This window comes from Pseudomonas sp. NEEL19, from assembly GCF_028751975.1.
Lineage (GTDB): Bacteria > Pseudomonadota > Gammaproteobacteria > Pseudomonadales > Pseudomonadaceae > Aquipseudomonas > Aquipseudomonas juntendi.
The window spans coordinates 4,176,274-4,188,239 of the sequence record NZ_CP081491.1 but is presented as its reverse complement, the minus strand read 5'-3'; the positions used below and the strand labels follow the sequence as shown (position 1 = coordinate 4,188,239).

11 protein-coding genes are annotated in these 11,966 nt (G+C 63.3%); 5 read left to right on the top strand and 6 right to left on the bottom strand.

The genetic code is table 11. The annotated features are described in order from the left end of the window. Positions 1-49: 49 nt before the first annotated feature. Positions 50-1,573, bottom strand: a complete 1,524-nt coding sequence (locus tag K4A76_RS18585) for a fumarate hydratase (protein ID WP_009685641.1) — start codon at positions 1,571-1,573, stop codon at positions 50-52. A 279-nt stretch (positions 1,574-1,852) separates the two neighbouring features. Between K4A76_RS18585 and K4A76_RS18580 the strand changes: the two genes are divergently transcribed. After that, a complete protein-coding gene (locus K4A76_RS18580; protein WP_274410894.1) occupies positions 1,853-2,773 on the top strand; it encodes an iron-sulfur-binding ferredoxin reductase in 921 nt (306 codons plus the stop codon). A 356-nt stretch (positions 2,774-3,129) separates the two neighbouring features. Here K4A76_RS18580 and pyk read toward each other — a convergent pair whose 3' ends face one another. After that, positions 3,130-4,584: a pyruvate kinase gene (gene pyk / locus K4A76_RS18575; RefSeq protein ID WP_274410893.1), complete on the bottom strand. Its 1,455-nt coding sequence runs from the start codon at positions 4,582-4,584 to the stop codon at positions 3,130-3,132. Positions 4,585-4,818: 234 nt separating this feature from the next. Here pyk and K4A76_RS18570 point away from each other — a divergent pair, with 234 nt between their 5' ends. The 3 genes from K4A76_RS18570 (at position 4,819) to sbcB (ending at position 7,181) form a co-directional block, all read left to right on the top strand. Further along, entirely contained in the window at positions 4,819-5,205 is a 387-nt protein-coding gene (locus K4A76_RS18570) for a tetratricopeptide repeat protein (RefSeq protein WP_274410892.1), read from the top strand. Positions 5,206-5,328: 123 nt separating this feature from the next. Beyond that, positions 5,329-5,688 carry a PilZ domain-containing protein gene (locus tag K4A76_RS18565; protein WP_009685637.1) on the top strand — a complete coding sequence of 120 codons (360 nt, stop codon included), beginning with the start codon at positions 5,329-5,331 and terminating at the stop codon, positions 5,686-5,688. 59 nt (positions 5,689-5,747) lie between these two features. Continuing rightward, positions 5,748-7,181 (top strand): exodeoxyribonuclease I, encoded by a 1,434-nt coding sequence (sbcB, locus tag K4A76_RS18560; protein WP_054912075.1) that lies wholly within the window; start codon positions 5,748-5,750, stop codon positions 7,179-7,181. A 73-nt stretch (positions 7,182-7,254) separates the two neighbouring features. Here the strand turns inward: sbcB and mvaT are convergent, their stop codons facing one another. Beyond that, positions 7,255-7,632, bottom strand: coding sequence for a histone-like nucleoid-structuring protein MvaT (gene mvaT / locus K4A76_RS18555; RefSeq protein ID WP_009685634.1), 378 nt, complete (start codon positions 7,630-7,632; stop codon positions 7,255-7,257). Between the two features lie 284 nt (positions 7,633-7,916). Here mvaT and purU point away from each other — a divergent pair, with 284 nt between their 5' ends. Next, complete coding sequence (gene purU, locus K4A76_RS18550; protein WP_047149623.1) at positions 7,917-8,768, top strand: formyltetrahydrofolate deformylase; 852 nt, start codon at positions 7,917-7,919, stop codon at positions 8,766-8,768. Positions 8,769-8,977: 209 nt separating this feature from the next. Here purU and K4A76_RS18545 read toward each other — a convergent pair whose 3' ends face one another. Genes K4A76_RS18545 through K4A76_RS18535 form a run of 3 tightly spaced genes read right to left on the bottom strand, consistent with a single transcriptional unit; the run spans position 8,978 to position 11,845 of the window. Further along, positions 8,978-9,970 (bottom strand): lysylphosphatidylglycerol synthase transmembrane domain-containing protein, encoded by a 993-nt coding sequence (locus K4A76_RS18545; protein WP_274410891.1) that lies wholly within the window; start codon positions 9,968-9,970, stop codon positions 8,978-8,980. Further along, positions 9,967-10,731 carry a DUF2334 domain-containing protein gene (locus K4A76_RS18540; RefSeq protein WP_054905769.1) on the bottom strand — a complete coding sequence of 255 codons (765 nt, stop codon included), beginning with the start codon at positions 10,729-10,731 and terminating at the stop codon, positions 9,967-9,969. The genes K4A76_RS18545 and K4A76_RS18540 overlap by 4 nt, the downstream gene beginning before the upstream one ends. Next, on the bottom strand, positions 10,724-11,845 hold the full coding sequence (locus K4A76_RS18535) for a glycosyltransferase family 4 protein (protein WP_274410889.1): 1,122 nt from the start codon (positions 11,843-11,845) through the stop codon (positions 10,724-10,726). The genes K4A76_RS18540 and K4A76_RS18535 overlap by 8 nt, the downstream gene beginning before the upstream one ends. Between the last annotated feature and the right edge of the window lie 121 nt (positions 11,846-11,966).

The following is an 11,966-nucleotide window of genomic DNA, read 5'->3' as shown; positions in this document are numbered from 1 at the left end:
CTGTAGGAGCGGGTTCACCCGCGAAGCAGGCGCCGCTGTTACATCAGGTTTACTTGACTTCGACTGCCAGGCTCTGGGCAATCTTGCTCTGCCACAGGGCCGGGCCAGTGATATGCACCGACTCACCGTTGCTGTCTACGGCAACGGTGACTGGCATGTCCTTGACCTCGAACTCGTAGATCGCTTCCATGCCCAGTTCGGCGAAGGCCAGTACCTTGGACTTGCGGATAGCCTGGGCTACCAGGTAGGCAGCGCCGCCCACGGCCATCAGGTATACGGCCTTGTTGTCCTTGATCGCTTCGATCGCGGTCGGGCCACGTTCGGACTTGCCGATCATGCCCAGCAGGCCCGTCTGCTCGAGGATCTGGCGGGTGAACTTGTCCATGCGGGTGGCAGTGGTCGGGCCGGCAGGGCCAACCACTTCGTCACCGACCGGGTCGACCGGGCCAACGTAGTAGATGAAGCGGCCTTTGAGGTCCACTGGCAGCGCTTCGCCACGGTTGAGCATTTCCACCATGCGCTTGTGCGCGGCGTCGCGGCCGGTCAGCATCTTGCCGTTGAGCAGGATGGTTTCGCCCGGCTTCCAGCTGGCGACTTCTTCCGGGGTGATATCGTCGAGGTTGACGCGACGTGCGCTTGGGCCGGCTTCCCAGACGATTTCCGGGTAGGCGTCCAGCGATGGCGCTTCCAGCTCGGCCGGGCCGGAGCCATCGAGCACGAAGTGCGCGTGGCGGGTGGCGGCGCAGTTGGGGATCATGCACACCGGCAGCGAAGCGGCGTGGGTCGGGTAGTCCATGATCTTCACGTCGAGCACGGTGGTCAGGCCACCCAGGCCCTGGGCACCGATGCCCAGTTGGTTGACCTTCTCGAACAGCTCCAGGCGGATTTCTTCCAGGCGGTTTTGTGGGCCACGGGCTTTGAGCTCATGAATGTCGATGGACTCCATCAACACTTCCTTGGCCATGACCGCGGCCTTCTCGGCGGTACCGCCAATGCCGATGCCGAGCATGCCAGGCGGGCACCAGCCAGCACCCATGGTCGGTACGGTCTTGAGCACCCAGTCGACGATCGAGTCGGACGGGTTGAGCATGGCCATCTTCGACTTGTTCTCCGAGCCGCCGCCCTTGGCGGCGACATCGACCTCGACCTTGTCGCCAGGCACGATGGAATAGTGGATAACGGCTGGGGTGTTGTCCTTGGTGTTCTTGCGGGCACCGGCCGGGTCGGCCAGGATCGAGGCACGCAGGACGTTTTCAGGCAGGTTGTAGGCGCGACGCACACCTTCGTTGATCATGTCGTCGACGCTCAAGGTGGCACCGTCCCAGCGCACATCCATACCCACGCGCACGAACACGGTGACGATACCGGTGTCCTGGCAGATCGGGCGGTGGCCGGTGGCGCACATGCGCGAGTTGATCAGGATCTGGGCGATGGAGTCGCGGGCAGCAGGCGACTCTTCGCGCAGATAGGCCTCGTGCATGGCCTGGATGAAATCGACGGGGTGGTAGTACGAGATGAATTGCAGGGCGTCGGCGACGCTCTGAATCAGGTCGTCTTGCTTGATCACGGTCATGCAGCGCGCTCCTCTTAAAGACGGGAACATTCATAGAGACGCTCGACGGTGCCGACCAGCATGTCGAGACGCCTTGCAAAGGCGCGCCGGCAGCATGGCCGACGCAAAAGGGCGCGGCAGTATAGCGTGCCTCACCGCGTGGCACACCTGCGAGTGGTCTGGACCTTGGTCGGTTGGGGCTGGGCATCCTTTTTGCTGCTGACGCCTGTGGTTGGCCTTACTATCGACGGGCGCGCAGAGCGCCCCCCCACAACCTGAAGCGGGAAGAGATACCTGAAGATGCCCGAACTTTGCGTAGGCGAGCACCGCTGGGCGGTGCCGACCGGCAGCAACCTGCTCGATGCCCTGAACGAGGCCGGGCTCAACGTGCCCTACAGCTGCCGCGCCGGAAGCTGCCACGCCTGCCTGGTGCACTGCCAGTGCGGGCAGCCGCTGGACGCCATGCCTGAGGCCCTGGCCCTGGACCAGCACGCCCTGGGCTGGCGCCTGGCTTGCCAGTGCAGGGTGATCGAGGACTTGCAGGTTGCGTTGTTCGACCCGCAGCGCGATGGTGTGCCGGCGCACGTCTGTGCGCTGGACTGGTACGGTGACGTGTTGCGTGTACGGCTACGGCCCGAGCGGGCGGTGCGTTACCAGGCGGGGCAGCATGTGGTGCTGTGGAATGGTTCGGTAGCGCGGCCTTATTCACTGGCCAGCCTGCCGGGGGAAGATGACTTCCTGGAGTTTCACATCGATTGCCGGCGCCCCGGCGCCTTTTGCGACAAGGCGCGTGGTTTGCAGGTAGCAGATGTGCTTCGCCTGGGCGAATTCAGGGGCGGTGCGTTGCACTACGACCTGGATTGGCAGGATCGGCCGCTCTGGCTGCTGGCGGCCGGAACCGGGCTTGCGCCGTTGTGGGGGATCTTGCGTGAGGCTGTGCGGCAGGGGCATCGCGGCGAGATTCGGGTGCTGCACGTGGCGCGCAACAGCGCCGGGCACTATCTGGCTGAACCCCTGATGCAGCTGCAAGGCGTGCAGGTCGAGCTGGTCCTGGAAGAGCAGATGGATGAAGCGCTGGCGCGGTTGCGCCCGCCTTCGCGGCAGACGGTGGCGCTGGTGTGTGGGGCAGCGGGGAGTGTGGACCGGTTTGCGCGGCGGCTGTTCATTGCCGGCGTGCCGCGGGGGCAAGTATTTACTGACGTCTTCGTTGAACATGCCTGAGGTAGTCGGGTTGGCTGTGCCGGCCTATTCGCGGGCTCGCCCGCTCCCACAGGGGTAACGACAGGCCTGAGGCTGGCGCTGTACCTGTAGGAGCGGGCCTGCCCGCGAAGGGCCGCAGAGCGGCCCCCTTTCAGGCAGGGCGACCTATATCCGGGTGCTGCACGTGGCGCGCAACAGCGCCGGGCACTGTCTGGCTGAACCCCTAGTGTTGCGCCCGCCTTCGCGGTTGACTGTGCCGGCCTATTCGCGGGCTCGCCCGCTCCCACAGGGGTAACGACAGGCCTGAGGCTGGCACTGTACCTGTAGGAGCGGGCACGCCCGCGAAGGGCCGCAGAGCGGCCCCCTCTGAGGCAGGCTCAGCCGACCAGCGGATCACCCACATGCAGGATCTTCATGCCATTGGTGCCACCGATGGTGTGGTAGCTGTCACCTTTGGTCAGGATCACCCAGTCGCCTTGTTCTACCAAGCCGCGCTTGAGCAGTTCGTCGACAGCTGCCTGGCTGACTTTGTCGGCCGGCAGCGAAGCGGGGTCGAAGGCAATCGGGTAGACGCCACGGAACATGTTGGCCCGTGCCTGGGTCGCGCGGTGCGGCGAGAGCGCGAAGATCGGCACGTGCGAGCGCAGGCGCGACATGATCAGCGGGGTGTAGCCGCTTTCAGTCAAGGCGATGATCGCCTTCACGCCCGGGAAGTGGTTGGCCGTGTACATCGCCGCCAGGGCGATGCTTTCGTCGCAGCGCTCGAAGGTGGTGTGCAGGCGGTGGCTGGAGCGCTGGCTGGTCGGGTGCTTCTCGGCACCGGAGCAGATGCGGGCCATGGCCTGTACGGCTTCGATCGGGTACGAACCGGCAGCACTTTCCGCCGACAGCATGACCGCGTCGGTGTTGTCGAGCACGGCGTTGGCCACGTCGGACACTTCGGCACGGGTCGGCATCGGGTTCTGGATCATCGACTCCATCATCTGGGTCGCCACGATCACTGCCTTGTTGTTGCGGCGAGCGTGCTGGATGATCTTCTTCTGAATGGCGATCAGCTCGGCGTCGCCGATTTCCACGCCCAAGTCACCGCGGGCGACCATGACGGCGTCGGAAGCGAGGATCAGCTTGTCCAGGGTCTCGTCGTCGGCGACGGCTTCGGCGCGCTCGATCTTGGCCACCAGCCAGGCGCTGCCACCGGACTCGTCACGCAGCTTGCGCGCGTATTCCATGTCGCTGGCGTCCCGCGGGAACGACACGGCCAGGTAGTCCAGGTCCATTTCCGCAGCCAGCTTGATGTCGGCCTTGTCCTTTTCGGTCAGGGCCGGTGCGGTCAGGCCGCCACCTTTACGGTTGATGCCCTTGTGGTCCGACAGCGGGCCACCGATGATCACCACGCAGTGCAGGGCATCGGCGGTGGCGGTTTCGACGCGCATGACCACGCGGCCATCGTCGAGCAGCAGTTCGTCACCGACACCGCAGTCCTTGACCAGGTCCGGGTAGTCGATGCCGACGATATCCTGGTTGCCTTCGGTCAGCGGGTGGGCGGTGGAGAAGGTGAACTTGTCACCGATCTTCAGTTCGATGCGCTTGTTGGCGAACTTCGCGATGCGGATCTTCGGACCCTGCAGGTCGCCCAGCAGTGCAACATGGCGGCCGTTCTTGGCAGCGATGTCGCGGATCAGGCGCGCGCGGGCCTTGTGCTCGTCCGGCGTGCCGTGGGAGAAGTTCAGGCGTGCCACGTCGAGACCGGTAAGGATCAGCTGTTCGATCACTTCCGGCGAGTTGCTGGCGGGGCCAAGGGTGGCGACGATTTTGGTACGGCGGATGCTCATGCACAGACTCCTATAGTGAAGCGCAGCGAAAGGCTACTCCTGAATCTCGCTGTAGTCATTGTTCCGTTGCACTACCTGTGACTTCCAGGGTAGGGCAGCTGCAAGCTACAAGCAGTAAGCTACAAGGAAAAGCGCGTGCGGCATTCATGCCGCTCGTGGCGGCCTTGCGCTTGTCGCGCGCCGCTGAAGAAAACCCGACAGCGGCCGATAGGTTTGCTATCAAAGGAGATTGCCATGCGAGCCCTGATCGTTTTCGCCCTCGCCGCCAGTGCTGTCGGCTGTACCCGCTGGTCCATGGACCACCACCTGAACAATGCCTATCGCGCCTATGACCGGGGTGATTGCGCGCGGGTGATGCTGGAGCTGTCACAAGTAGACCGTACCAGCCGCGCGCGCCCGTTCATCCACCCCGAAGTGTCGCTGCTGCGCGGCCAGTGCCTGGAGCGCCAGGCGTTGTACGTGGACGCCGCCCAGACCTACGAGTACCTGATCCAGCAATACCCGCGCAACGAGTACGCCTATCGCGCCCAGGCCCGCCTGCAGACGCTGGAGAAGCTTGGTCATTTGCGCGGTACCGAAGCGGCCGTGGCCCGGCCGGCGACTACTGCACCTTGGCGCTAATACAAAGGTGTGGTTTATTTCACGGGATTCGCGGCGCGTGCTGCGCTAATCTGTAACCCAGCTGTTACAACAACCGCCAGTACCTTGTATTCCTGGCATCAGGTACGGAATACACTCGCCATCATGTTCAACAAACGCCGCATCGAACGCCATCAGCTCCCTTGTGCCCTCAAGGTGTTCAACCGCTTTACCGACCAGGAAATCGGCCTGCTCGGCAACGCCTCGGAAGACGGCCTGATGGTCATCAGCCAACTGCCCGTGCTGGTAGGGCCCGATTATGAACTGCAACTTCGCATGCCGCTGGCCGGCGGCGGGTTCCAGTTCGTCAACCTGACCGCCAGTTGCCTGTGGTGCAGTGAGGACCAGACCCCTGGGCATTACGATTCGGGCTTCATGCTGCTGCAGGCCCCGCGCGAGTACGACGATTTCGTGCGCTCGCTGCGCGACTATTTCAGCTTCCGCCCGGCCAACGCCTCTGCCTGAGCCTTGGGGCCCTGGAATCGCGTTAGAATCGGGTCGACCTCGCAAGACAGGACGACCCCGTGACCTCCAGCATTTTCTGGCACGACTACGAAACCACCGGCATCAACCCGCGCTGTGACCGGCCGCTGCAGGTCGCCGGCCTGCGCACCGACTTCGACCTCAACGAGATCGACGAGCCGATCAGCCTTTACTGCCGCCCCGCCGACGATATTCTGCCGCACCCGGCTGCGTGCCTGGTGACTGGCATCACCCCGCAGTTACTGGCCGAGCAGGGCCTGTGCGAAGCCGAATTCATGACCCGCGTGCATGCGCAGCTGGCCCAACCAGGCACCTGTGGGGCGGGCTACAACACCCTGCGTTTCGATGACGAAGTGACCCGCTACAGCCTGTACCGGAATTTTTTCGACCCCTATGCCCGTGAATGGCAGGGCGGCAACAGCCGCTGGGACCTGATCGACATCGTGCGCACGGCCTACGCCCTGCGCCCGGAGGGCATCGAGTGGCCGCAGCAGGACGGGCGCACCAGCCTGCGTCTGGAGCTGTTGAGCAAGGCCAACGGCATTGATCACGGGCATGCGCATGAAGCGCTTTCCGACGTGCGGGCAACCATTGCCCTGGCGCGACTGATCCGGCAAAAACAGCCCAAGTTGTATGACTGGCTGTTCCAGTTGCGCAGCAAGCATAAAGTCATGGAACAGATCCGCTTGCTACAACCGCTGGTGCATGTATCCGGGCGTTTTTCAGCAGCGCGTAATTACCTGGGGGTGGTCTTGCCATTGGCCTGGCACCCGCACAATCGCAATGCACTGATTGTCTGCGACCTGCATCAGGAAACCCTGCCATTACTCAGGGAAAGTGCTGAAGTATTGCGTCAGCGCTTGTACACCCGGCACGAGGATTTGGCCGAGGGCGAACTACCGGTGCCGCTTAAACTGGTACAGATCAATCGCTGCCCGGTACTTGCGCCACTGTCGGTATTACGCCCTGCCGATCAACAGCGGCTGGGCATCGACTTGACGTTGTTACAATCGCGCGGTGAACAGTTGGCCGATCAACAGGCGCAATGGCAGGACAAGCTGGAGCACATTTACGGCAAGGACGATTTCGCGCCGAGTGAGGACCCGGAGCAGCAGTTGTATAACGGTTTTATTGGTGACCGTGACCGGCGTCTATGCGAGCAAGTTCGTGCGCTGGAACCGGCGCAATTGGGCCGGGGGCAGTGGCTGTTCGATGACCCGCGCTTGCCTGAGCTGTTGTTCCGTTACCGGGCGCGCAACTTTCCGGACACCTTGACCCCCGAGGAGCGCCAGCGGTGGTATGCGTTCTGCCAGCAGCGCCTTAGCCAGCCGCAGTGGGGGGCGCCGAACACATTGGGTGATTTCGAGCAGGCGCGCCTGCAAGCCTGGGAGCGCGCCGACGAGGCCGGGCGGCGCGTGCTGGAGGCATGGCAAGTACATGCCCGGAACTTGCAACAACAGTTTGCAATTGACTGAAGGCAGACAAACAAAAACGCCGGCAATGTGCCGACGTTTTTGATTGCGATAAGCAAAGGCCCGGGCTGAACAATCAGTCCAGCAGGGTAGCCCAGCTCTCGACCACGTCGCCGCCCCACTTGGCTTTCCACTCTTTCAGGGTCTTGTGGTTGCCGCCTTTGGTTTCGATCACTTCACCGTTGTGCGGGTTCTTGTATTGCTTGACCTTGCGGGCACGCTTGGTAGCAACAGCCTTGACGGTGCCACGCGGTGCTTTGCTCAGTTTCGACTCTGGGTCGAGCAGGGCAATCACGTCGCGCAGGGACTTGGAGTACTCGCCCATCAGGTTGCGCAGTTTGCCTTCGAACTCCAGCTCTTTCTTCAGCTTGTCGTCCTGCGACAGGTTGGCCAGGCGAGCCTGAAGTTCTTTGATGGCTTCTTCGGTGGCGCGGTACTCGTTGATCAGGGACATGGAGTGTTCCTTAATGCGTGTTCGGAAATGTGTGGGGCAATAATAGACAGCCGATACTCGCAAGTAAACATAATGTTGGGCAATTAACTGTTGATTAAGCTGTGACAATATTTCTCCGGTGAACAAAAATTTACATTAGCGTGTGCCATTTCGCCGACTGTGTCAGATAGTGTCCACATTGCCAGCGTGGTTGCTACAGTGGCTGCGGCCGCTGCAATCAATACTGCGCTTTTCCTTGCGTGCCGCTAGAATAAGCGCCTTTGCGAAGTTCTGGAGTCTCATTCATGCGCACCTATCGTCTGGTGATCGCCTGCCCCGACCGTGTAGGGATCGTGGCGAAAGTCAGTAATTTCCTGGCCTTGTACAATGGCTGGATCAACGAAGCCAGCCATCACTCCGATGAGCAGAGCGGCTGGTTCTTCATGCGTCATGAAATCCGCGCCGAATCATTGCCCTTCGGTATCGAAGCCTTCCGTGAGGCGTTTGCGCCGATTGCCGAAGAGTTCTCCATGACCTGGCGGATAACCGACTCGGCGCAGAAAAAGCGCGTGGTGCTGATGGCCAGCCGCGAGTCGCATTGCCTGGCTGACCTGTTGCACCGCTGGCATACCGATGAACTGGACTGCGAGATCCCGTGTGTCATTTCCAACCACGACGACCTGCGCAGCATGGTCGAGTGGCACGGCATACCGTTCTTCCATGTACCGGTCGACCCCAAGGACAAGGCCCCGGCCTTTGCCGAAGTGTCGCGCCTGGTCGAAGAACACGCGGCCGATGTCGTGGTGCTGGCCCGCTACATGCAAATCCTGCCGCCGCAACTGTGCCGGGACTACGCGGAGAAGGTCATCAACATTCACCACAGCTTCCTGCCGTCGTTTGTGGGGGCCAAGCCTTACCACCAGGCCGCGCTGCGTGGGGTGAAACTGATCGGTGCAACGTGCCACTACGTCACCGAAGAACTGGATGCCGGCCCGATCATCGAGCAGGATGTGGTGCGCGTGAGCCACGCTGACAGCATCGAAGACATGGTTCGCTTTGGCCGTGATGTGGAAAAGATGGTGCTGGCACGTGGCTTGCGTTATCACCTCGAAGACCGCGTGCTTGTGCATGGCAACAAGACGGTGGTCTTCGACTGATACCGTTGGGTTGTCTGCAAGCCTTTGGGGCTGCCCGGCAGCCCTATCGCTACGCTTGAGGAACATACCAATGGCCAAACGGCGCAACCAACCCACCGCCACGGCCCCGCCCACCGTGGGTGAAGGCTGCCTGGCGCGCTATGACCCGCAAGCGCTGGCCGACACCGACGGCACCGATTTCCCCGGCGCCGCCGAACTGTGGCAGCGGCTCAACCCGCCTGGCGCCGCCAGCGCGTCAGCAACGGACGCGCCAGCAGGCACACGAACACCGGCCCGCCTGCCAGCAGGTAAAAGTAATAAGTGACTGCCCGCCAGATGAGGATCGCCGCGGCGGCGGTGGAGCTGCCCACCAGCGGCGTCAGCAAGCTTGCAGACGTCAGCTCGGCCGCACCTGCCCCGCCCGGTAGCAGGCTGAATTGCCCGGCACTGAGCGACAGCATCTGCACCAGAAAGCTGGGGATCCATGCCAGCTCCCCGCCCAGCCCGCGCAATACCAGGTACAACACGCTGTAGCGCAGCCCCCAGTGGATGCAGGTGAGGGTGAACACCAGCGCCAGCGTGCGCTTGGGCAACTGCCAGGTCTGCGCCAGTGCGGCGATGAAGTGCAGCAGTTTGCGGGCCCAGCGGCGCTTGCGCGGTGCGGCCACGCCCAGGCGTTGCAGCAGCCTGCCGTTGAGGCGCATGAGCGCGCGGCGGTAGCGCAGCAAGCCGATCACCCCGACCAGCGCACTGCACAGCAGCAACGCACTGCCCAGCAACATGCTCTGCTGGCTGTGGCCCAGGCTGTGAAACAATGCGTAGCCCGCAATCGCCAGCATCGCACAGAAAAAGAACAGCAGGTCGTTCAATTGGTCCATGGCGAACACGGCGCCACTGCGCGCCGGGCCGATGCGCTCGCGTGCCAGCAGCGCCATCAGGGTCAACGGGCCACCACTGCCGCCGGGGGTGGTGCAGATGGCGAACTCGGTGGCCATCACCACGCCCAGGCTGCGCAGGTACCCAAGCCTTGCGCCTTGCTGGCCCAGCAACAGGCGCAGGCGCATGGCGTTGATCACCCAACACAGCAGGATCATGCCCAGCAGGGTCAGCAACAGGCCAGGATCGAACCCTTGCAACCGGGGCAGCAGGTCACTGCCGCCAAGCAGGGCTGGCACCAGCATTGCTGCGACAAGTGCCAGGCCTAGCCAGCCCAGACGGCTCATGCGCTGACCTGGCGGTCCAGCCAGGCGGACTTGGTCAACGGTTCGCGACCTTGGGCCATCAAGGTGCGCAGGGTATTGAGCCAGTACTCGCGGGAGCTACGGTGGCGCATGTCCACCGGGTGCAGGCCAAGGCGCAGGGTTTCGGCGTTCTGCCACCGTCTGCACTGCCAGTCGCACAGGGCCCGCGAAAGCCCCCGGCGCCAGGCACTGCGGGCGCTCCACACCAGCCCTGGCGCCTTGATCGGGGTGAACTCGGGCAAGCGGTACAGGTGCTGCGGTGTGCTGGTGTAGCGCAAAGGCAGCTGGCGCAGCGCCTGGCGGGTGCCTTCGCTCATCAACCAGGCTGGCGCCACGAAACCTGCCACCGGCCATTGCTGTTGGGCGAACACGGCCAGGCCCTGTTCCAGGCGCTGCAGGGCCTGCTGTTGATCAAGGCCATAGAACTCGCCTTCGTGGGTATAGATGCGGCGCATGAAGAAGTCGCCTGGCGTGCGCGGCGGCGGGCCGTTGTCGGCATGGTAGTAGCCATGCAGCGCCAGTTCGTCGCCCTCGGCCAGGCGCCGTTCAAGCAGGCGGCAGAACGCCGGTGAGCGCAACAGCGGGTTGCGCTGGTGAAAGTCCGGAACCACCAGCCAAGTCATGGGCACACCGCCGATAGCATCCACAGCCTCCACGAAAGGTTGGTAGTCGGGCCATGTTTCAGGCGCGACATCATGCAGTACCAGCATCAGGCTGCGCGGTGCGGGGCGTGACTCAAGCATGGGCGCGCACCAGAGGCTGATGGCCGAGCACGGCCTGGTAGTGCAGCAGCAGGCCCGCGACCACGTTGTCCCATGAGTAGTGTTGCTCGACGTGGCGGCGCGCCTGCGCGCCCAGCTTGCGCACACCTGCCTCGAATGCCTCGCGCACGGCTGTGGCCATGGCCTGGGCATCGTTGGCTGTACACAGGCGGCCGCACTGGTCATTGACGATTTCGCCGAAGGCACCCGCGCGCACGGCGACCACCGGCGTTGCACTGGCCATGGCTTCGAGAATGACCAGGCCGAAGGTTTCCTGGTCGCCGGCATGCACCAGCAGGTCGGCGCTGGCCATCAGCCGGGCGACCTCCTCTGGCGGGCAGAACTGGCCGATGACACTGACGTTGTCCGGCACATTGGCGGGCATGCCGGAGCCCACCAACAGCAGGTGGTAGGGGTGGCCCAGCTGCTGCATGCAGGCCAGCAATACCGGCAGGTTCTTTTCCCGGGAGCCACGCCCGGCGTAGATCAGCAGGCGGGCGGTATCGGCGATACCCAGTTCGGCACGCACATTGGCGTCGCGTTTGGACGGGTGGAACGTGGCCAGGTCCACGCCCAGCGGTTGTACGTGTACATCGCGCACGCCCAGGCGGCGCAGTTTGTCGGCCATGACCCGGCTGGGGGCCAGCACCCGGTCGAAATTCCCATATAGCTTGCTGACATAGGCCTCGACATTGGGCGTGAACCAGTTGCCCATGCGGTTGCTGACCAGCAGCGGCAGGTCGGAGTGGTAGAAGCCGATTACCGGCACGTCCAGCTGGCGCCGGGCCTCCAGCGCCGCCCAGGCAGTCAGGTACGGGTCGCCGACCTCGATCAGGTCCGGCTTGAGCGTGCGCAGGGTCTTGCACCACGGGGCCAGGCGTACCGGGAAGCGGTAGCCCTTGCCAAAAGGCAGCGGCAGTGCCGGTACTTGGTAGATGCCGTCGGCATTGTGGGCGCTGGCACCAGGAATCAACAGGCTATGGCGTACGCCCTGGATGGCGTCGAGGCGGTGATGTTTGGCATCAAGATAAGTTCGTACGCCACCGCTGGCGGGGGCGTAGAACATGGTGATGTCGGCGATGTGCACGATCAGCATCCCTCCGGGATCGTCTTTCGGGTCTGTCATCTGGCGCTTGGTTGGCGGCGATGACACGCCTAAAGGTTGACCTTTCAGAAGGATAGTTTGTTCGATCGGGGTTGCGCGGCAAGCTGCCCCA

Excerpts from the sequence above, each read along its gene's own strand:
- K4A76_RS18570 (WP_274410892.1), top strand. The coding sequence starts at position 4,819 with ATGCGAGCCCTGATCGTTTTCGCCCTCGCCGCCAGTGCTGTCGGCTGT.
- K4A76_RS18540 (WP_054905769.1), bottom strand. The coding sequence starts at position 10,731 with ATGCTTGAGTCACGCCCCGCACCGCGCAGCCTGATGCTGGTACTGCAT.
- K4A76_RS18565 (WP_009685637.1), top strand. The coding sequence starts at position 5,329 with ATGTTCAACAAACGCCGCATCGAACGCCATCAGCTCCCTTGTGCCCTC.
- K4A76_RS18580 (WP_274410894.1), top strand. The coding sequence starts at position 1,853 with ATGCCCGAACTTTGCGTAGGCGAGCACCGCTGGGCGGTGCCGACCGGC.
- mvaT (WP_009685634.1), bottom strand. The coding sequence starts at position 7,632 with ATGTCCCTGATCAACGAGTACCGCGCCACCGAAGAAGCCATCAAAGAA.
- purU (WP_047149623.1), top strand. The coding sequence starts at position 7,917 with ATGCGCACCTATCGTCTGGTGATCGCCTGCCCCGACCGTGTAGGGATC.
- pyk (WP_274410893.1), bottom strand. The coding sequence starts at position 4,584 with ATGAGCATCCGCCGTACCAAAATCGTCGCCACCCTTGGCCCCGCCAGC.
- K4A76_RS18535 (WP_274410889.1), bottom strand. The coding sequence starts at position 11,845 with ATGCTGATCGTGCACATCGCCGACATCACCATGTTCTACGCCCCCGCC.
- K4A76_RS18585 (WP_009685641.1), bottom strand. The coding sequence starts at position 1,573 with ATGACCGTGATCAAGCAAGACGACCTGATTCAGAGCGTCGCCGACGCC.
- K4A76_RS18545 (WP_274410891.1), bottom strand. The coding sequence starts at position 9,970 with ATGAGCCGTCTGGGCTGGCTAGGCCTGGCACTTGTCGCAGCAATGCTG.